The following is a 19,795-nucleotide window of genomic DNA, read 5'->3' as shown; positions in this document are numbered from 1 at the left end:
CTCTCACCTCAGTCGTCGTCAGTCGCTGTTCCGGTGGTGACTCCACCGAACGATGCAGTCGGGCTCGAGAGCTCCTGAATCGACCGGTCGGCGTTCCATGTGTACGGCACTCGCGGCTCGTCGTCGCGGCCGATGTCCAGCCACGTTTCGTGACCGTGGGTCGGGTTGTCCCACTTCATCTTCGTGCCGCTCTTGAATCGACCCTCGAGGGAGCGCTGGGCTTTCTCGCTCAGGTCCCACTCGAAGTCGTCGGGCAGTTCCCAGAACTCGTGGTAGAAGTCGGTGAACTGCTTGCTCATGCGCATACTGCTCTCGTAGGTCTTTTTCACGTCGTCGATGAGGTCCTGCTCGCGAATTCGCTCGCGCTCCTCGTCGTACCACTCGGAGACGGGCTGGGCCTTCTCGGCCCGTTCGGTCATCCGTTCGGCCCGGAGTTCCTCGGTCGCCTCGCGGTCGAGTTCGTACTCGCCGTGGACCGCGGAGTTGTGTCGGGCTTCGTCGTCGACTCTCTCCACGACCACCGCGTACGCGTCTTTCGCGTGCCGCGGCAGGACGTACCCGTCGTGGATGTCGTCGACTACGTCTTCGGGGTCGCGTTCGAGCGGGTCACCTAGTCCCGAGCCACCACGCAGGTAGTTCAGGTACAGGTCGTAGTCGTCGAACTCCTTGGGCGTGCTGATGCCCTCCGGTCGACGGGTGATCTCCCCGTCGATTTTCGACTCGAACTCGCCGCTCTCCGGGTCGAGGTCGTGCTGGGGGTAGTCCTCCTGATTCTCGAAGCGCTCCTGCAGATCCGTGTTCTGGGCATTGAGGATGTACCCCGAGGCGGCCGGATAGCCGCCGAAGAGGCCACCGTCGCTGGTCATGTACCCGTTGCCCATCTCGTAGAGCAACCAGCGGCTCACGTCCTTGACCGTCCGCATCGACTCGAAGCCGGACCCGCCGGCCCGCCGCCCCGCGCCGCCGGTGTTCGGCTTCACCGACCGACCGAGGAACGGGAGCGGTTCGGTCATCTCCCAGACCTCGGCGTCGCCCATGTCACCCTCCGGGTTCCAGATGGCCGCGGCGTGCGGTTCGCCGTCCTCGACGTAGCGTGCGCCGACACCCTCACACGCCGACTCGAAGGAGTTGACGGCGTGGAGTTTGTCGAACTGGTCGATGCCGCCGCCCTGCAGCCAGTTCGAGGTGTTGGCGTTGCCGGCGTTGATCTCCTCCCAGAAGCCGCGTGCGAAGTAGCCGCGTGACAGGTGTTGCCACAAGGGTGCCCACGCCGAGACGAGGAAGTGCCACGCGTAGGCGTGAGCCGTCTCCGTGTTCTGGGTATTCGCCCACGACCCCACCGGGAGGTGAAAGTCACAGCTGTAGTACGCGCCGTCGTTGACGTTCGAGTTCGGGATGACGGTCTGGGTGAGCATCACCCAGATACCGCCCTGAATGGCCGCAGGCGTGCAGTTGTACGGATGCCACCCCCACTTGTTCGCCCCCTCAAACGACACTTGGAACGAGCCGTCCTCCCGGACGTGCAGTTCCGAGGGTGCGTGCATCAGGTGGTTCTCGTTCGCGTAGGCGCGTGTCAGGTTACTCTGCCCCTCGTAGAGGGCGTCGACGAAGGACGCGCCCCGGTACGTGCCGGGGAGCATCGTCTTCCGGATGCGGTTCCTGAAGCCACGGCGGCCGTCCTCAATGGCCTCGCGAGAGAGCTGTTTGAACGTCTCGACGCCGTACTCGTCGATGATGTCGTTGACTGCGTTCCGAATCATCAGACAGCCGGTCATGCGAGTCCGCTCGTCGAGTTTCAGGAAGTCCGGCGTCCGCGTCTTGTCGGGATAGTCCTTCTTCCACGAGTTGTACAGCTCCAGATCCTCGCCGATTTTGCGGGCGGTGTAGTGGGCGCCGTCGCCGAAGCGGGACGCCTGCGAGACGTTCATGCTCCCAGGACCGATGGCCCCGGTGTCGATGACGTGGTTGACGCCACCTGCCCACGCGACGAGCTCTCCCTCGTGGAAGATGGGAATCATCGTCATGATGTCACACGGGTGAACGTCGCCGACGTGTGGATCGTTGTTGACGAAGACATCGCCGGGTTCGATCCCGGGACTCTCCTCGTAGTCGTGGTTGATCATGTACTTGATCGCCTCGCTCATCGTGTGGATGTGCACGATGATCCCCGTCGAGACGGCGATGGAATCGCCCTCCGGCGTGAACAGGCCGTAACAGAGTTCACCCTCCTGCTCGACGATGGGCGTCGCGGCCACCTCCTTCGACGTCTCGCGCGCGGTCACGAGGTCACCCCGGAGCTGGGCGAACATCTGTTCGTACTCTATCGGCCGCTCGCGTTTCATTTCGAGCTTCTCGAAGCCGGCGTAGTGGCCCGTCTCCTCCGTTCGTTCTTCGAGGTCCTCGAACTGCTCGCGGAGCGACTGGCCACCCCAGCCGATCCCTTTGCCGTTCGCCTGCTTCTCGTGGACCTTTTCTTTCTCGCGTCGCATCCGGGGGAAGTTCTCTTCCCCATGTTGTGTCGAACTCATTGTGTGCTTAGTTGCGTCGGTTACGTTGGCATCTGTTCTGAGCCAGATACGGGCTCGTACAGTGCACCTGCCCCCCGAGTCGCTCGCTGGGAACGACGAGCGGGACAGATGCATCTCTGCACGAGAGCGGTCGCCCGCTCTCACTCCGTCCGGGTCAGGTGGTGGACGCGGTGCTCGTCGAGCCAGGTTTCACAGTCCGGCGGGAGGGCGTACGTCGTGGCGGCCCCCTCCATGATCGCCGGACCCTGCAACTCGTTGCCGGGCTGGAGCGCGTGGAGGTCGTAGATATCGGTCTCCAGCCACTCGCCGTCCCAGTAGGCTTCTCGGGAGTGTTTGTACGCCTCTTCAGGCGGCTCGGATCCGACCGGCCGTTCCGTCGGAATCTCCGGTTTCACCACGTCTCGGACGCCGCGAACGGACGCCTGCGTGATCGTGTGACCGAGTTCCGGCGAGCGAGCCTCCTCGGAGTACTGACGGCGGTACCCCTCCTCGAAAGTGTCGAGAAGTCGTTCGAGTTTCTGCGGCGAGTCGGCGCGGGACACCGGCGACTCGATGTCGATGCTGTTGAGTTGGCCCTGGTACTGACCGAGGATGTTGTACTGGAACTCGATTTCGCTCCGCCCGATGTTGCTGTTCTCGAACTCGTTTTCGACCTTCTGTTCGAGGTTCTTCCAGACTTCTGTCAGCTTCGCGCCGGCGGTTTCCGCGGCCTCCTCCATCGTGAGGTCGGCGTCGATGTCGATGCTTGTGGTCTGGTCGTAGCGGTACTCGTAGTCCGCAGCACCACAGCCGAACGCCGAGAAGCCGGCCGCCCACTCGGGGATGAGTACCTCGTCGAATCCTAGATCCTTGGTGTAGCCGGCGGTGTGGACCGGGCCGCCACCGCCGTACGAGAGGCACTTGAAATTCGACGGGGCGTACCCCTCGCCGGTCACGACGGCTTCGAGGTCGTTCCGGAGTTTGCTCTCGAGGATGTCGATGACTCCCTGTGCGGCCTCGTAGATGCCCATGTTGAGCGGGTCGGCGATCTGTTCTTTGATCTCGCGTTCGGCCACGTCGCGGTCGATGGGCATATCGCCGCCGAGGAAGTTGTCCGGGTTGATCCAGCCCATCGCCACATGGCAGTCCGTCACCGTCACCGTCTCGACATCGGTTTCGACCGCGCTGACGCCGACCTGATCGCCCGCGCTCTCCGGGCCGAGTTCGATTTTATCGAACGTGGGATTCACTCGGACGTAACTGCCCGTCCCTGCCCCGACGCTCTCCATGTTCACCATCGGCAGCGACAGAAGCAGACGCGCCATCTCTGGGCTGTAGTCGATCTGCCAGTCGTTATCGATGATGATGCCCATGTCGAAACTGGTGCCACCGATGTCGGTACAGACCAGATTCTCGTATCCGAGTTTCTGCCCGAAGTAGTTGGCACCGATCATCCCACCGATGGGCCCGGAGATCAGCGTTCGAGCCAGTTCGTTGGCGTTGATGTCGATGGTCCCGCCGTGACTCGCCATGACGCGAACGCCGACTTCCCCTCCTTGATCGTCGACAGCCTCCTGAATGTTCGACAATTGGTCACGCGACGGTTCGGCAGCGAACGCCTCCGCTGTGACCGTGTTCAGCCGTTCCGACTCCTTCAGCGTCGGGTAGTACTCGCTGGAGAGCATGACCGACGTTTCCGCCCCTCGTTCTTCGATGATCTCGATCGCAATCTCCTCGGTTCGATGTTCGTGCTCCCCGTTCTTGTACGAGTGGAGGTACATGACGACGATGTGGTCAACCCCTTGGTCCAGGAGGTCGTTGACACCCTCTCGAACGTCGTCCTCGTAAAGCGGAACCAGCGTGTTCCCCTTAACGTCGATACGCTCCCGAACGCCGCGGATTCGGTTGCGCGGGATCAGGGGATCGGGGTGTTTGTGCGTGTTGACGTGGAGCCGGTCGGAGTAGGAGTAGCCGGTGTACGACTGTCGGCCACGTCCCATTCGGAGCGTGTCCTCCATCCCGCCGGTGATGAGGATCCCCACATCGACTTCGCTCTCCCGTTCGACGAGTCGGTTAAGCATCGCTGTCCCGGAGTACACCGTGGACACGAGGTTCGGGAACCCCTCGGCAACACTGAGGTTCCAGTCTTCAAGAGCATCCTGCGATGATTTGAGAAATCCACGGGACTCGTCGTCGGGAGTCGTTTTGGCTTTCCCGACGGTGAACTCGCCATTCGAGTCCATGAGGAACGTATCCGTCATCGTCCCTCCAGCGTCGATGGACAGGATCTCCGCGTTGTGGTGCTCGGACGGATCGTCTTCTGAACTTGCCATCACCCACCTCGAACAATGGTAGAGTGATAGTCATTATCACGAAGTCGAACGACGGACGATAACAGGCAGCGACACTCGACGATATATGTTTACTGTTTAATTGTTATGGACACCCGGTGCCGAAACGTGGACAGAGAGACCATCTCGGACGATTAGCAGGAGAGGTGAGACGTAGAGGTGGCCGGCACTAAGAGCCTCTGCACGTTCAGGCGGAAGCCGATTCCCTGATCTGCCACTCTTGCGCCTGGTGACGGTCGAAAGCGGGTTTTCGAGACATCAAACGGCGATGAACTTATATCTCTGTTTGCCATATGGTAAACTGCATCCTCGGAGTGGATGCATGGCCCCCGAACCCCGGCGGTCGAAGTACTTCGCAATTGAGGGGCAACCGTGGTTGGCATCACCACTGGACGCCTCTCCGATTCTTTATCTACTGCGGTGAAGGGCGCTAAAACCTCGCGCTTCAGCGCGGGGATACAGCGCCCGTCTTCGGTTACTTTCACTGTGCATGGCGAAGGTTCAGATCCCATCGCGTCATATTCGGGGATGTGCGCGGAAAACTGGCAGTCGACTCGGTGTTTGCCACGGCGAGAGCCAAAATCAAAACAGTGAGCCGACCGCGCCGACCGACACAAACCAACCAGATAACTCGCTACCCCACGCCGGGGACGAGTATCGGTAGCGTGGCACTGCCAGTGCCGTCGGTCACAAACCTTAGATTCCCAACCATCGGAAGTGACCGGAGCAACATCGGAACCTCGGGAAGCGTCGCCCTTTAGGCCGGCGAGGATGTCACACTGGCCTGTTACTCCCTGCGTAATATTGCTGTAGCGAGTCGCGTGGGCAAGTCAACTCTCGCCCATTGCTTACTTTCCGAAATATTGTTTTCCAAGTGGAAAATATTTATCCGACTCCTTCTTAGAGGCGTTACTACACGATGATCGAGCGAATTGGTTTCCGAGGTGACGAAGGGAATGGTTGATACGGATCGCCGCGTCGTCGTGCTTGGAATTGCCCGAATGGCCGACGCGGTCGGGAATTCATTTCTTATCGTCGTTCTTCCACTCTACGTGGCCAGTGGTGCGGTTACAGGGGGACATTCGGCCTCACCGAGGCCTTCGTCTCAGGACTCGTCCTCGCTCTCTTTGGGTTCGTCAGTAGTGTCGTCCAGCCGATCGCTGGGCGTCTATCGGACAGGGCAGGAAAACGAAAACTGTTCGTCATCGTCGGATTGGCCATACTCGCGCTCACCGACCTTGCGTTCTCGGTTGCCGGGAGCTACGTAAGTCTCATGCTCATCCGAGTAATTCAGGGGATCGCCGCCGCCCTGACGATCACTGCCAGCATTGCGCTCGTGAACGAACTGAGTGCATCGAAGAGTCGTGGTGGAAACATGGGTGTCTACAACGCCTTTCGACTGACGGGATTTGGTGCTGGACCACTCGCTGCAGGTGTCATCGTCGAAGGCGGACCGTATCAACTGTCGTTCGGAACCAATATTCAGGTGAGCGGATTTGATGCTGCGTTTGCAACTGCGGCATTCGCCGCGCTAGCGAGTATTCTATTAGTCCAAGTACTGGTCTCTGATCCGGAAGAGACGATGCCGACAAGCGACGACGTTGCTCTAGCCGTTCGCGATCAAACCGGTCGTCACCTGTTGGATCCGATTTTCACGTTGGGGCTGGCCACCCTTGCCATGTCGACATGCATCGCGCTATTAGCGCCGATACAGCCGACAGTAAATGACCGGCTCGGTCAGGGGGCGATTCTCTTCTCGATTCAGTTTGCAGCGTTTATCGGCGCACTAGCGGTGACACAACCGATTGTTGGAACGGCCAGTGACCGGATAGGACGCCGCCTGTTCATCATTGCAGGACTCGCCTTCCTCGTCCCAACTACTCTCGTCCAAGGTATAGTTGTCGAGCCGTGGCAGATGATCGTGGCTCGGATTCTTCAGGGAGTGAGCGGGGCGATGGTCTTTGCACCAGCACTCGCCTTAGCCGGGGACCTAGCAAAAAAGGGCCAATCCGGTGCACAGCTTTCCGTTCTTACGGTTGCATTCGGACTCGGAATCTCTTTTGGTCAAGTTATATCCGGCTTTCTCATCAGATACGGATTTATCACTCCATTTGCCTTCGGTGGTGCGCTCGCAGTGATTGGATTCGTTCTCGTGTCGACTCAAGTTGAAGAACCGACTGCAGAATCCAGCGTACAGACTACTGGCCCAGCAGACTAGTGAGTATGCGATACTTCTCGAGCGTTAAGACGTCAGCCAGAGGCTGCCGCTATTCCATCTCGCTCCCGCCGTTGACGGGCGTATAGGTCCCGGTCACGAACTGGGCGTCCTTACCGGAGAGTGCGGCAATCGCGTGGGCGACATCCTCGGGTTGAGCCACCCGATCCATCGGAGTCTGTGACGCGACGTGCTCGCGTACCTCGTCGATGCGATCAGCCGTGGCGTCAGTTTCGACCAGTCCCGGCGCCACGACGTTCGCGGTGATGCCGTGGGGACCGTACTCTTGGGCGATGTATTTGGCGAACGTGTCAAGGCCGCCCTTGGCCGTGCCGTGGGCGATGAATCCCGGTGTCGGACTCTCGCCGGCACCGCTCGAGACGTACACCACGCGGCCGTACTCCTGCTCGACCATGTGTGGTAACACCGCTTTCGAGACGGTGAAGGCAGCCTTGAGTTCGGCGTCGAGTTTCGACGAGAACTCATCCCAACTCATCGACTCGAATGGCTCGACCGCAAACGGCATGTTCGCGTTGTTGACGAGCACATCGATCCGCCCCCACTGGTCGAGGACGCCCTCAACCATTCGCTCGACCGCGTCCTCGTCTCGAACGTCGGCTTGCGCGACGAGTGCCTCGCCGCCGGCGTCACTGATCTCCTCAGCCACCGCGTGCGCTTCCGTCTCGCTAGAGCGATAGTTGATGACGACCTTCGCGCCACGGTCGGCGAGCAGTTTCACCGTCTCAGCTCCGATTCCGCGGCTACTTCCTGTCACTAGTGCCACACGGTCAGCAAACTCAGACTCAGACATCGTCCGATTTGTTGCCGTTGGCGGGCAAGAATCTGTCGTATGACGATTTCTACAGTGTTGAGAGGGATATATCTGAGCTAATATAAAGTAGCAGAATCAAACTGTGGATTTCAGAGTAGCAATAAACCGACCCTCGACCCGAGGGCACTCTCCGGTATCGCTGGTCTGCTTTGAATCGACCTGAAAAGGCGAGCTATGGCCTTATATTCCCAAATCTCATAGTTTGTATCATGGCATATCGACTCGTGCGTGGGTGTCCGAAACCCGACGAATTCCCCGAGCTGCGTGAACGACTTGATACTGGTGAAATCGAGCAGATGAATCCCTTCGGACGTGCAATGACAAAGTCTCTAAACAATGCACGTTTCGACCCAGATACGGGAGAGGCTGTCTGGGTCGAGGAGGATTACTATACGCCACCGCTCGCAATGGAACGTGAAGTTCTGGGCCAGTATTTCGACGACCTCGTAGTGGTTGAGGAGAATGTAAGGGAGACAGAAGGCTGGGAACGAATCGAAAAGTACCCACCGCTATGGGACGAGATCGCTGGTGAAGCGTAGACATCCGATGTGTAGATCTATCCGAGACAGGCCAAACTATCCCCCATCGTTATCATGGGCAACTTCCTCAGGCTGTAGTAATTGGATATGACGAGGACTAGTCGACCGGAGATTCCCGAAGAAACCTACGAAGACCTGATGCAAGCGACTGCTCGTGCGCTGTGTGAACACGGGTACAGCCGCCTCCGGGTACGAGACATTGACGAGTATTTCGGGAAAAGCCGTCAACTTATCAATCACTACTACGACGGCAAAGACGATCTGATCGAGGCTGTTCTCAAGTATCTACTTGAAGAATATGAGCGTGGGATTGCGGTCGGAGATGATGTCGACCCCGAACAGCAACTCGACAGCTACATTCAGCAATTTTTCTATGGACCGGATCTCGAGAACTTCGACCATTGGGCGTTCGTCACGGCACTCATCGAACTTCGCTCACAGGCACAACACTATCCCCGGCATCAAGAATTACTACTGGAGAATTACTTCCATCTCAAAGGGATTCTCGTCGCGATCATCGAAAGAGGGATTGAGGAGGGAGAGTTCCAAGATGTCGATGCAGATACGTTTGCGACCGCCATCAACGATGTCATCTCCACATCCCGAATGCGAAAAGTATGTCTCGGAGATGACGAAGCAATCGAAAGAGGCCGTGAAATCCTCGATAGGATCATTCTCCCACAACTACTCGGTGAACTAGACGGCAACTGATCGGACTTCTGGTGCTGGACGTGCCAGTAACATCTACCGGTTGGTTCAGTCATTTCGGTATTATTCGAATAGCCCTGCCACATACCGTCCCTGTATGCAACAGATCCATCTGAAACCATCAATAATTTAATACAATACCAACCTGTCAGAAAGGTATTCCCAGCGATCAGAGTGTCTACTTCCCGCCGGCATGAGGGTAGCGACCCATCTACTCAGCGTGAAGCCACGAAGGAGCGCAGAACCCATTTAGCGGGTGAGCGACTACACAAGGTAATGGACGAGTCGCCTTCCGCACAGACCCACTCTCGCATCTATACGGCACCACGAACGGACGTCTCGCAGAACCAGGGCAAGTTCCGGATCCACTTCAACTTCCCCGGCCGTGCCGTCCCCGATCACGACGACCACGGCTACGGGCCGCTCGCGACGGTCGTGGAGTCGTTCATGGACCCCGGGACCCTGATCCGGATGCACCAGCACAAAAACGAGGAGATCATCTCGTGGGTGCCCAAGGGCGTGATGCGCCACGACGACCGCCAGGGCAACCAACTGGTCACCGATTCCGACCATCTGATGGTGATGAACGCCGGCAGCGGCTTATGGCACTCCGAGGAGACGCTCGCCGACGACCCGCCGCTGCGAATGCTCCAGATCTTCGTCCGCCCGCACAGCCTCGACCTCGACCCTGGTATTCAGCACGAGCCGATCCCCAACCCGGTCGCCGGCGAGTGGCGTCACCTGGTCGGCCCCGAGGGCACCGACGCCCCGTTGTACGTGCGGAACGACGTCGACTTCTACGACTGTCGACTCGCAGCCGGAGCAACGACCACGCTCCCGTCGCGACCGGGCCGCCACACCTACCTGTACGTGTTCGACGGGGCCGTCGAAGTCGGTGATGAGTCAGTCGAGTACACCGAGAGCGCACTCGTGACCGGCGACGACGATGTGGCGGTCACGGCAACCGAGGACGCCACCATCGTCGCGTTCAGCATCAATCCCGACGCGCCGGTCACGCGCCAGGGCACCATCGGCCGCTGAGACACCGGCGGACCGGCTGTGGATTGTTTTTCTGCCCCCTGAGAGGGTGAGGGCTTCAGCGAACGCCCTCGCAGTCAGGTGATTCCCGTGAGTCAACAACAGTCACCGAGAGAGGTCTCGATCGACGAGATTCCCGTCGATATCGCGAACACGCAGTCCGGCGACGTCCACGCAAGCGACGTTCCCGAGGAGATCCAGTCGCTGACCCGTGCGCTGGCAGGTACGGAGCCGCCGACAAACCCGCTCGTCGTGCTGAAAGCGGCGCGCTGGTGGTATATCCATGGGAAGGGCGGAGCTGATCCTGCGTTTCAGTGGGCGATCGAGTGGGCCCGCCACCTCGAAACCGACACGCCCAGCGACGTGGATCGGTTCGACGAGTTCCTCGAATATCTCGTCACAGTCGGCTTCGCGGACGATACAGCCGAGCTTCGATAGCGTTCCTCGAGGGTTGTTCATCCCCCCTGAGGGGTGCGGCGCGTTCTGAACTGGCGAAATCGCGTTCAACCGATTCAGTGACCACTATGTCCACGACCAGAGACTCGTCGGTCTCCTTCGACCAGACCGACACGCGATCCGACGAGATGAACAGTACCATCGAACAGTGGATCGACGACCTCGTCGCCGGCGTCGACGACGCACAGGCCAGCGCCGAGTTCCAGGAGTGGCTGGACGTTCAGAGCCGCTTCCACGACTACTCCTACCGGAACACGCTGCTGATCAAGCGGCAGTACCCCGACGCGACAACGGTCGCCGGCTACCGGACGTGGCAGGAGGAGTTCGACCGGCACGTCCAGGAGGGGGAGTCGGCCATCTGGATCTGGGCGCCGATCATCACCAAGCAATGTCCAGAGTGCGAAAACTCGCCAAGCTACCACGAGGACACCGACTGTGAGTACGACGAGACACCGCCCGAAGAGTGGTCCGAGGGGCTGGTCGGGTTCAAGCCTGCGCCGGTGTTCGACGTCTCTCAGACCGAAGGCGAACCACTTCCTGATCTCGATACGGAAGCCACTGGCGACGCCGGCGACCTCGTCGGTCGGCTGACTGGAGCCGCCAACGAACTTGGCGTGACGGTTCGGATCGTCCCGGAAGCGGAGTGGACCCACGGCGAGGCAAAGGGCATCTGCGAGCAGCTAAGCCTCGTCAATATGCAACCGCGAGTCGAGGTGCGTGATCGGGAGAACGATGCCGACCTTGCGCGGACGTTGATCCACGAGTACGCTCACGCCCTGCTTCACTTCGACGTCGACGACGACACCGAGCGGTCGAAACGCGAAGTCGAAGCCGAGGCGGTCGCGTACGTGGTCGGGCGGTACTGTGGGTTAGATACCAGCGGGTCGGCGTTCTACTTGGCCGCGTGGGAGTCGGACGATCCCGAGATCGTTCGCGACCGTCTCGACCGGATCAGTTCCACAGCAGAAGCGCTCATCGACGTGCTCGAAGACGGCGTCTGAATACTTAACCAACGCACGGTTCCACACCCCGATTCTGTTGGTTAAGTCTACTCGTCTCCGCCGCCCGCGGCAGTCACAAGGCTAAAGCAAGCCCGTGTTTATACTCCATGTAAGAAACGCAGGCATGAGTACCATAGAACAAACGGAAAATATACGCCAGGGGCTCTCGACTCGAGAAAGTCGACTCCTTGCACGACTCGCTGGCGCGGGTCACCAGATCATCTCCGTCGACGACATCGAGACGACGCTGGAGGTTTCCCCAAACACCGCCCGCGAGATTGCCTCCCGGCTCACCGAGAAGGGCTGGCTCGACCGGCTCTTCCCGGGCACGTATCTCATCGTTCCACTCACTGCCGGCGAGGAAGGCATGTACACGACCCACGAGTACCTCATCGCCGCCCACGTCGCCGAGCCGATGTACATCGGCTACTACAGCGCTCTCAGCCACCACGGACTGACCGAACAGGTCCCCCGGACGGTGTACGTCGTCACGCCGACCCGAGCGCAAAGCCGAGAGATCCACGGCGTCCCGTACCGCGTCACGACGGTCACCGAGCGGAAATTCTTCGGCGTTGAGCCGACATCGATCGAGGGCACGACCGTGCAGGTCAGCGACCTGGAGAAGACGCTGGTCGACTGTGCGGACCACCCCGAGTTCAGCGGTGGCCTTCGGGAACTCGCAACCGCGATGCGTACTGCCGACGAACGGGGTTGCGACTGGGACACGGTCGGCGAGTACCTCGAACGCCTCGACAACGGCGCTGCGACCAAGCGAATCGTCTACCTCGCCGACCAGCTCGGCATCGACCTCCCCGCCCGCGAGGAACTCGTCGCGTCGTTCACGAGTGGCTATTCCCCACTAGACCCGACGCGGCCCGACACCGGATCGACCGACAGCACGTATCGCCTCCGGATCAACGTCGAGCCAGCCACGCTGGAGCCAACGGAGTCCTGATCGCGATGATCAGTCAGGACCGGCTCCGTATTCTCGCTCGCGAACTGGGCGTTCGGCAAGGGTACGCCGAGAAGAACTACGTCAATTCGTGGCTCCTCTGGGGCATCTTCACGAGCGGCTACGGCGACAACCTCCTGTTCAAAGGCGGGACCGCGCTGTCCAAGCTGTATTTCCCGCAATCGTGGCGATTCTCGGAGGACCTCGATTTTGGCGTCGAAGGGGAGTACCAGGGGTCCAAACAGGAGCTCCGAACGGTCCTCGATACGATTGCCGACCGCTCTGGCATCGAATTCGAGATTCGAGAGCATCACGAATCCCAGCAGGACCACTACCCGACCCACTACGTCGACGTCAGCATTCAGTACCGCGCCGTCCTCAACCACCCCAACACGACCAGCATCGACGTGATGGTCGACGAGCACGTCGCCTTCGACCCTGTTCAGCACACGCACGCGTACGAAGACGTGCCCGAATTCGACCTCCAGGCGTACAGCGTCGAGGAGATCTTCGCCGAAAAGCTCCGAGCGATCTACCAGCGCGGGGCCGCTCGCGACTACTACGACCTCTATCAGCTGCTCGAGACCGATTCGGTCGCAATCAACTTTGCCAACGTGGGGCCCGCCTTCGACGCGAAGTGCAAACACGATGGGCTCACCGTTGATCTGAACGACGGACTCCCGGACGAGCAACAAGAGACGATCCGCCACCAGTGGGAGACCACGCTGCCGGACCTGACCGGTGATCCGCCGGCGTTCGAAATGGTCTGGAATCGATTGGATACGGCGATCGCCCAACAGGGTTCGTCGTAGACAACGGCCGATGTCGGTGTTGATACCCGATGGGAGTCGCATCTGGAGCTCTGGTGATTAACCAACAATTCGGGATCTCTGGCTGGTGCGTTGGTTACGTTTTTGAGCGCCCGCCGAGGGGCGGAGGCGCATTCCAGCCTCACCGAATCATGACAGAGCGACATCTCAGAGCCGTTCTAACGGAAGCGGAGCGAGTCGCAGAGCAGTACGACCAGGTCGCCCAAACCACGAACTCCCCTGCACACGAGTATCTCCGGTACGCGGTACTCCGACTCCTCGAAGGCGATGCCAACTCGATCCCCGAGGAGGTCCCGCAGGTCGATAGCGTGACGGTCGGATACGGCCAGGATCAAGCGATGTACGACAGCTGGGGGTCCGACGTCGAGTGGTGGGACACAGTACCGCCACAGGACGACTGTACGCGGTTTCGAGTGTTCTACCCTGAGGAACGGACAACAGTTCCCCGGGTCATCCTCACCGTGATGGCCGCGCTGGGGGCCTGGCGAGTCTGGGAAGGGAGTGCCGCTGCCTGTGGCTCCTACGATCATCGAGAGCGACGAGAAGTCCACTTTCTCTGGCCGGAGGGGAACCTTGCGGAAGCACTCTTGGAAAGCCGGATTCAGGAGACGGGCGGCGCTGTCGCTCCAGACGGCGGACAGGCGGGAGACGTTCGCGACCGAATGCTCGTATCGGACGGCTCCACCTCGGCTGAGGATCTCGAGCCACGAACGAAACGCGCTGTCGAGGAAGCGATGACCGTCTCCCTACTCGCCAAGGGTGGTCGATACGAAGTCGAAGCGGCGTCCGGAAATCGATACGAAGTCGATATCATCGGGCAATCCTGTACCTGTCCCGATTGGCAGCAGCGCGCTCCAGACGGTGGCTGTAAACATATGCGTCGCGTCGACCACGAAATCAAACAGGGGCAGGTTCCACGTCCAGATGGTCAGCTTCCACCACAGGCGTAGGTCCTATCTTGCTCCTCAGTCGCTTCTGCACAGTAGTTTACTCTGGAGTAAACTACTTTGACGTGCTCGGTTGAACACCCGGATATGGACGATAGCCTTGGGAACGGTGAGAACACGGCACCACGGGAACTCATCCATTTCGTCACTCAGCAAACGCGGTTCGCGCTGATCAACAACATCCTCCAGCACCCCGAGCAGCTCCCCTCGATGTACGAACTCGAGGAGCTCAACCCCAGCGTGAGTGACGCCACTGTCTACAAGCACATCCAGAAGCTGATCGACGAGGGCATCGTGAAGGAGGTCGCCCTAGACGACGACCAGCGCCGACAGGGCTACCCCTGGAAGTTCTACGGTCTCACCGAAGAGGGTCGGGAGTTCCTCAACGACCACAACCTGCTCGCCGCTGAAGAGTCGCTCCAGCAGATCTACGACACCATCGGCGATAAACCCGAGAAGATGGTCAAATACGAGAATGCGCTTCGTCCCAACCACATCTAATGGAACGTTCTATTCCCGAATAGTTTGCTATTCATACTCTTCAGCCCGTGACGAGCCGATACCTGATTAACCAACAAATCTATGCCGATACGCACTTTGTTGGTTAACACGAGGCGACCGCTGATGTCCTACGAGCTACCGACGCCGCCGGCGGAACTCCCGACAGACATTGTCGATACGCTCAACGGATACTCCCCAGACCAGCTCCAGCACGTTGCCCGCTACGCCGAGGAACTGGCCGAGCACAAAGCTCGCGAGGCCCGCCTCGAGGAGGAGTCGGAGGACGACGAGATCGACGAGCGGCCCGACGACCTCCCGGACGACGTCCCGTCGAAGGCAACGATCACGATCAAGGAGATCAACGACAACCGCTACTACTACTGGCAGTGGAGGGAGGGGGATAAAGTGACGTCAAAGTACAAAGGACCGGTCAGTCCGGACGAGTAAACCCCACTCAGCCCCCCTCCCCGTGTTACCGTCGTTTCCCCCACGGTCTCCCCATGATCGATGATATCGACGGCAAAGAACTCGTAGGAACCCCCCCGTTTTCGAGTTGTAAATGGGAGAGGGAAAGGAGATAGGACAGCAGATAGCCCGGCACGTCGAATCACTTGGCTCACCCACCCCCCGTTTTCGAGTAGTAACGAGAAATCCCGACGACTGACACCCCCATTTTCGAGTTGTAACGCATCGCGCGGGATACGAACACCCCCCGTTTTCGAGAAGTAAGTGCGGGGAGAATACGGGCGAGATTAGTTCTTACTCCGGAACTGCTTCAGCCGTTCGCGGACAACCGCGCTGATAGTCGCCTCTTCGTGAGCTAGATCTTCGAACCGGGAATCCTCACGGATCGTCTCCATGATCGTTTCCGGATCCTCGGAGAGAGAGAAATACATATGTACTCCTCTGCCTCGCCCCTTGCCTCGACGCTCGAAGTCCAACACACCGTATGTACTCTGCTCGGTGACGTGATTTACGAACGTCTCGCGACTGTACTGGTCTGCGTCCATCGTATCAGCAATAAATTGGTACGTCTTGAACGCAGGTCCAGCAGGGATCCACTCAGGATGTTCTCTTGCGTAGTTGGCCGTCGCCGCCACGGCGTAGATGGAGAGTTTCTTTTGAGTCGAAATACCGCTGATATGGCGGAGTTTGCGGTTTTCGGTGTATTTCTCTTGAGCTTCACGGACATCAGACTCGGTGACGGTGTCAGCTCCATGCCGCTCAGCTAATTCGCCAGCCCATCTGAGGAGGTCAATCGCTTTCCGCGCATCCCCGTGCGTTTGGGATCCGAACGCAGCAACAAGCGGAACGACGTCATCGGCAAGTGAGTCTGGTTTGAAGGCGTCCTGCCGGTTGTGGAGAATACTACGGAGTTGGTTCGCATCTTGACATCCTCCCCGCCCTGAAGGGCGAGGATTCCCCGAAGGGGAGTTCGAGGTTGCACGTTTCCTCGGTGGCGAAGTACGCTTTCGCGTCCCACGTCGGGGGTCGCCGCCCAGTTATTACCAAGGGCGTGCTTTGCAGTGCGTTTAGCCGTGTCAAAGCGGCCTTCCCACCCGGACGTGCCGGACGCTTCGACGGGGCGAATACCGTTCGCCCCTCCACGATCGGGTATTCAGCCGACTGGGTACCACGGTTCGCGTCACCTGAGGTGTTACGCCGTGGACTGGTGTCGGATTTGTTACCCCGTGGGACGTGGACGCAAAGCGTCTGTACCGGCGAAGCCGGTGTGTCCCGGCGAGGGAACTCCGGTAGGCCACTGTACGAGAGCGAGTGGCATGAGCGTGTCGGATTCATCCCCGCCCCGAAGGGCGGGGCTTTCTCCTCGCACTCACGTAACACACCTGATTCGATGCTCTCACCCACCTACCCCATTTTCGTGTTGTAAGGAGGAGCGAGTCGAAGTGAGTCTCGAAGCAAAATCCACATAATCTGAATTATGTGAATGATGCTCTGGGTGATACGGTCTTACTCACACTCCCCGTTTTCGAGTAGTAAGCACCAGAATAGTAGCGAAAGAACGACGCTCGTAGGACCCGTTCACGAATGAGAGTAATACCAGGTTCCAGATATGGTAGCTGATGAAGCTGATTTGGTGATCTCGAATGTTGTACCCTCTCCCCCCTTTTTCGAGTTGTAAGCCGATGGGAATAGGCCACACCAGACGCCATATAACGAGCGTTGAGTTAACAGAAGTTGGCGTAGAGGCGATGAGACGTGATATTACACGGGATCAGAATCACGGACGAGATGAAGAGGTCATCTGCTCCAGATATCTCAATCGTCTAGCTCCAGCTAGACGATTTGTTTTCTTTATCTCTAGTGCAGTTTTGGTAAGGTAATGTACAATATAAACTTTCGCATTTCTAGTTACAAGTTAGAAGATGAAACACTCAGCCTCTCTATCGCGTATATCTGCCATAATCGGCTGTTTTGCAGTCCCTCTTGCTGTTCACCCCCTCTCCGGCATCACGAGTTTACAACTCGAAAAAGGGGGGAGGGGGTTCGTCAGATCCAGTCCATGATACCGACGACACGTGTTCCGTTGAGTTCTCGTCGGATATCGTTCCGATCCCAGACAAATTGCGGGAGTATGCTTTCGACAGTTCGGATCAGTTGTGTCTCGTAGTACGAGCGATCGTACGACTTGATCTCTTCGTGGGTCAACGCGACCCGTTCTCGCAAGGTTTTCTCGTCGTCGACCACTACGTACTTGATGTCCTGTCCGGGGTGGACAGCGAGGTCTTGATCGCAAGCCCGTTTCAATACCGCCACGTTCAGCGTATTCTGCGTATAGCCTTCCAATGGCTTGGAGACGCGATTCCGTTCGACGAGTCGCTCCACTGCAACAGTACCCGACTGCCGTTCCTCGATTGCTCGTTCGAGACATCTAAGTACCGCGGACCGCGTGGTATCAAGTCGGTTGAGGAAGTCCTGCTGGACGGCCTCAATTCCTCCTCTCGGAAATACCTACTTCCGGAAATACATCTGAACGATTGAATGCGGGATTTGACGTACCGAGGCACCTGATAGAGAACTTTCATTTACTCCAGCCACCAATAAAACAGCAGTGAAGCACAGACAAACGGTCGAACACTTCCGTGCAGACCTGCTTAACTGGGCGGAGGACAACCTGCGGTCATTCCCTTGGCGGGACACGACCGACCCGTACGAGGTCTTGGTCGCAGAGATCCTTCTCCAGAAGACAGCTGCTGAGAAGGTTGAATCCATCTATATCGAACTTCTCACAACCTATCCCTCTCTCAACGACCTCGCGGAAGCGGACCGGGACCGTCTTGGGAACATCATCTATTCGCTCGGATTCCAGAATCAGCGGAGTAACGCCCTGATCAAGATCGGCCAAGAACTTCGGGACTCTGGCGTACCCCAAGATTTCCAAGACCTCTTGGAGCTTCCATACGTCGGTCGGTATGCGGCGAACGCTACCCTGTGCTTCGCTTATCACGAGCCCCGACCGATCGTCGACGCGAACGTGGTCCGCGTGTACAATCGGATCTTCGACAAGGAGTTCGATTACCGTGGTGAAGATACTTGGTCATTCGCTGCCGCCGTCCTTCCAGCGGACGATGCTCGCAGGTACAATCTCGCGATCCTGGATTTCGCCGCCATGGTCTGCCAGCCGAAGGTCCCGGTCTGCGACAAGTGCTTCTTCACCGATTCCTGCCACTACTACCAGGCGAACCAGAGCGGTTAGGAATCCACATTCATCGCCGATTCCTTGACCTCCTCAAGAACAGCCCACTCCAGCCCAGCAGCGAGGAACAGAATCAGTCCATAGAGACCTCTATTCTTCTTGTGCCTCGGACGTGTCCATGTTAGCCAATCGGCGTTCGAGTTCGTCGATCCGGTCAGAGACGGCTGATGGCTGTTCGAGGGTACCTTCGGCGTCTAGAGCCTGCTGGTACAGTTTGGCAGCGCGTTCCAACTCTTCGACTGTTGGCTCGTCAGCGTCATCCTGCCAGTAGCTATCTGCGAGTTTCTTGTACGCCCAGGGATCTTCGGGATAGTCTCGAATGAGCGTCTCGAACTCGTTTCTGCTTTCGTCCAGTCGTCCCAGCTCTGTCAGCGAATCAGCGATGAAGTGGCGGAAATCAAGGAGTAGCTCGGCAGGTGCATCCGGAAACCGGGTACAGACCTCCCGACAGAATTCGAGACGTCGCTCGTGATAGGTCGGATCGTCCGCTGCCAGGGTGGCAAGGTCGTTGTCGACCGACCGCAGGAATGGTTCGAACGAGAGCACATTCGGGAGGTGATCGTCAGCGGCCTCGAGTGTCGTGATGTCGTCGGGCGTGACGGCGATAATGGTCTCCCAGGCAGTCAGCCACCGCTGGCAAGCTTCGGCGTCGTTCCCCTGCTCCCGGAGTTCTCGACCTTCCTGTACCAGGTCGTAGATCTGCTCCTGATAGGGGAGATCGGGTGCCCACCGGCTCCAGAGGACTTCAGCTGCCATCCAGATGAAATCCCGATCGTACCCCGACGCGTCGACGTCGTGGTCGGTTTCCCACTGGTCGGCGAGTGCCATCGCGGAGTCAACCTCGGCCGCACGGTCACGGAACGACTCCTCAGTCGTATCGATACCGTGCTCGGCAAGCTTGTCCCGAATTTCCTCCGTCGATAGTGCTTGTACGTCATGTAACTCCCACCGCTCACCCGCATTGCGGTCGGACCCCAGGGACATATGTACCGCTTCGTCTGTGTCTTGCTGCGCACCGGTGGTATCGTCGTCGCTTTCTTCGAGGTCGTGATCGTCGATGTACTGGTCAACCCGCTTGGTGTCGATCCGACCCAGTTCGTCGTACTCGTGGGCTTCATAGAGATGCTTGCGGATCTCGGATTCGTCCGCGAAGGATTGCTCGCAGTACGGGCAGTCGGCCATTGGTCGAGTGTTCGAGGA

16 protein-coding genes and 2 pseudogenes are annotated in these 19,795 nt (G+C 58.8%); 12 read left to right on the top strand and 6 right to left on the bottom strand.

Features of this window, described 5'->3' with window-relative positions; translation table 11 throughout:
- Positions 1-8 precede the first annotated feature (8 nt).
- Together HALNA_RS01170 and HALNA_RS01165 are read right to left on the bottom strand one after the other, a co-directional pair.
- Positions 9-2,528 carry a hydantoinase B/oxoprolinase family protein gene (locus tag HALNA_RS01170; RefSeq protein ID WP_084509837.1) on the bottom strand — a complete coding sequence of 840 codons (2,520 nt, stop codon included), beginning with the start codon at positions 2,526-2,528 and terminating at the stop codon, positions 9-11.
- A gap of 140 nt (positions 2,529-2,668) precedes the next feature.
- A complete protein-coding gene (locus HALNA_RS01165; protein WP_049934390.1) occupies positions 2,669-4,840 on the bottom strand; it encodes a hydantoinase/oxoprolinase family protein in 2,172 nt (723 codons plus the stop codon).
- Between the two features lie 974 nt (positions 4,841-5,814).
- On the opposite strand from HALNA_RS01165, the pseudogene HALNA_RS01160 reads away from it, so the two are divergent.
- Positions 5,815-7,076, top strand: a pseudogene (locus tag HALNA_RS01160) (MFS transporter).
- A 49-nt stretch (positions 7,077-7,125) separates the two neighbouring features.
- On the opposite strand, the gene HALNA_RS01155 reads toward HALNA_RS01160, so the two are convergent.
- On the bottom strand, positions 7,126-7,884 hold the full coding sequence (locus tag HALNA_RS01155) for an SDR family NAD(P)-dependent oxidoreductase (RefSeq protein ID WP_049934388.1): 759 nt from the start codon (positions 7,882-7,884) through the stop codon (positions 7,126-7,128).
- 230 nt (positions 7,885-8,114) lie between these two features.
- Here HALNA_RS01155 and HALNA_RS01150 point away from each other — a divergent pair, with 230 nt between their 5' ends.
- The 10 genes from HALNA_RS01150 (at position 8,115) to HALNA_RS01105 (ending at position 15,324) form a co-directional block, all read left to right on the top strand.
- Positions 8,115-8,444: a hypothetical protein gene (locus tag HALNA_RS01150; RefSeq protein WP_049934387.1), complete on the top strand. Its 330-nt coding sequence runs from the start codon at positions 8,115-8,117 to the stop codon at positions 8,442-8,444.
- A gap of 138 nt (positions 8,445-8,582) precedes the next feature.
- The gene (locus HALNA_RS01145; RefSeq protein ID WP_169718993.1) at positions 8,583-9,155 is read left to right on the top strand and encodes a TetR/AcrR family transcriptional regulator; all 573 of its coding nucleotides are present in this window, start codon (positions 8,583-8,585) and stop codon (positions 9,153-9,155) included.
- A gap of 273 nt (positions 9,156-9,428) precedes the next feature.
- On the top strand, positions 9,429-10,193 hold the full coding sequence (locus HALNA_RS01140; RefSeq protein ID WP_049934385.1) for a pirin family protein: 765 nt from the start codon (positions 9,429-9,431) through the stop codon (positions 10,191-10,193).
- 87 nt (positions 10,194-10,280) lie between these two features.
- On the top strand, positions 10,281-10,628 hold the full coding sequence (locus HALNA_RS01135) for a hypothetical protein (RefSeq protein WP_049934384.1): 348 nt from the start codon (positions 10,281-10,283) through the stop codon (positions 10,626-10,628).
- 86 nt (positions 10,629-10,714) lie between these two features.
- Complete coding sequence (locus HALNA_RS01130; RefSeq protein ID WP_049934383.1) at positions 10,715-11,647, top strand: ImmA/IrrE family metallo-endopeptidase; 933 nt, start codon at positions 10,715-10,717, stop codon at positions 11,645-11,647.
- Positions 11,648-11,771: 124 nt separating this feature from the next.
- Positions 11,772-12,602, top strand: a complete 831-nt coding sequence (locus tag HALNA_RS01125) for a type IV toxin-antitoxin system AbiEi family antitoxin domain-containing protein (RefSeq protein ID WP_049934382.1) — start codon at positions 11,772-11,774, stop codon at positions 12,600-12,602.
- A 5-nt stretch (positions 12,603-12,607) separates the two neighbouring features.
- Positions 12,608-13,411 carry a nucleotidyl transferase AbiEii/AbiGii toxin family protein gene (locus HALNA_RS01120; protein ID WP_049934381.1) on the top strand — a complete coding sequence of 268 codons (804 nt, stop codon included), beginning with the start codon at positions 12,608-12,610 and terminating at the stop codon, positions 13,409-13,411.
- A 149-nt stretch (positions 13,412-13,560) separates the two neighbouring features.
- The gene (locus HALNA_RS01115) at positions 13,561-14,379 is read left to right on the top strand and encodes a hypothetical protein (RefSeq protein ID WP_049934379.1); all 819 of its coding nucleotides are present in this window, start codon (positions 13,561-13,563) and stop codon (positions 14,377-14,379) included.
- 84 nt (positions 14,380-14,463) lie between these two features.
- Positions 14,464-14,877: a helix-turn-helix domain-containing protein gene (locus HALNA_RS01110; RefSeq protein ID WP_049934378.1), complete on the top strand. Its 414-nt coding sequence runs from the start codon at positions 14,464-14,466 to the stop codon at positions 14,875-14,877.
- A gap of 123 nt (positions 14,878-15,000) precedes the next feature.
- A complete protein-coding gene (locus HALNA_RS01105) occupies positions 15,001-15,324 on the top strand; it encodes a hypothetical protein (protein WP_049934377.1) in 324 nt (107 codons plus the stop codon).
- 305 nt (positions 15,325-15,629) lie between these two features.
- Here the strand turns inward: HALNA_RS01105 and HALNA_RS21520 are convergent, their stop codons facing one another.
- Together HALNA_RS21520 and HALNA_RS20995 are read right to left on the bottom strand one after the other, a co-directional pair.
- Positions 15,630-16,244, bottom strand: coding sequence for a Cdc6/Cdc18 family protein (locus HALNA_RS21520; RefSeq protein ID WP_394324583.1), 615 nt, complete (start codon positions 16,242-16,244; stop codon positions 15,630-15,632).
- 1,144 nt (positions 16,245-17,388) lie between these two features.
- Positions 17,389-17,832: pseudogene (locus HALNA_RS20995) on the bottom strand (DNA polymerase domain-containing protein); the annotation flags it as partial.
- A gap of 118 nt (positions 17,833-17,950) precedes the next feature.
- Here HALNA_RS20995 and HALNA_RS01090 point away from each other — a divergent pair.
- The gene (locus HALNA_RS01090) at positions 17,951-18,595 is read left to right on the top strand and encodes an HhH-GPD family protein (protein ID WP_049934376.1); all 645 of its coding nucleotides are present in this window, start codon (positions 17,951-17,953) and stop codon (positions 18,593-18,595) included.
- Positions 18,596-18,685: 90 nt separating this feature from the next.
- On the opposite strand, the gene HALNA_RS01085 is transcribed toward HALNA_RS01090, so the two are convergent.
- Positions 18,686-19,777 (bottom strand): tetratricopeptide repeat protein, encoded by a 1,092-nt coding sequence (locus tag HALNA_RS01085; RefSeq protein ID WP_049934375.1) that lies wholly within the window; start codon positions 19,775-19,777, stop codon positions 18,686-18,688.
- Between the last annotated feature and the right edge of the window lie 18 nt (positions 19,778-19,795).

Origin of the sequence: Haloplanus natans DSM 17983, assembly GCF_000427685.1 — an archaeon.
In the GTDB taxonomy this organism is placed as follows: domain Archaea; phylum Halobacteriota; class Halobacteria; order Halobacteriales; family Haloferacaceae; genus Haloplanus; species Haloplanus natans.
Note: the sequence above shows the minus strand (reverse complement) of the source record. Positions and strands in the feature narration are given on the sequence as shown.

Coding starts and splice junctions, on each gene's coding strand:
- HALNA_RS01170 (WP_084509837.1), bottom strand. CDS start 2,528: ATGAGTTCGACACAACATGGGGAAGAGAACTTCCCCCGGATGCGACGC.
- HALNA_RS01150 (WP_049934387.1), top strand. CDS start 8,115: ATGGCATATCGACTCGTGCGTGGGTGTCCGAAACCCGACGAATTCCCC.
- HALNA_RS01125 (WP_049934382.1), top strand. CDS start 11,772: ATGAGTACCATAGAACAAACGGAAAATATACGCCAGGGGCTCTCGACT.
- HALNA_RS01155 (WP_049934388.1), bottom strand. CDS start 7,884: ATGTCTGAGTCTGAGTTTGCTGACCGTGTGGCACTAGTGACAGGAAGT.
- HALNA_RS01085 (WP_049934375.1), bottom strand. CDS start 19,777: ATGGCCGACTGCCCGTACTGCGAGCAATCCTTCGCGGACGAATCCGAG.
- HALNA_RS01140 (WP_049934385.1), top strand. CDS start 9,429: ATGGACGAGTCGCCTTCCGCACAGACCCACTCTCGCATCTATACGGCA.
- HALNA_RS01130 (WP_049934383.1), top strand. CDS start 10,715: ATGTCCACGACCAGAGACTCGTCGGTCTCCTTCGACCAGACCGACACG.
- HALNA_RS01165 (WP_049934390.1), bottom strand. CDS start 4,840: ATGGCAAGTTCAGAAGACGATCCGTCCGAGCACCACAACGCGGAGATC.
- HALNA_RS01145 (WP_169718993.1), top strand. CDS start 8,583: ATGCAAGCGACTGCTCGTGCGCTGTGTGAACACGGGTACAGCCGCCTC.
- HALNA_RS01110 (WP_049934378.1), top strand. CDS start 14,464: ATGGACGATAGCCTTGGGAACGGTGAGAACACGGCACCACGGGAACTC.
- HALNA_RS01115 (WP_049934379.1), top strand. CDS start 13,561: ATGACAGAGCGACATCTCAGAGCCGTTCTAACGGAAGCGGAGCGAGTC.
- HALNA_RS01120 (WP_049934381.1), top strand. CDS start 12,608: ATGATCAGTCAGGACCGGCTCCGTATTCTCGCTCGCGAACTGGGCGTT.
- HALNA_RS01105 (WP_049934377.1), top strand. CDS start 15,001: ATGTCCTACGAGCTACCGACGCCGCCGGCGGAACTCCCGACAGACATT.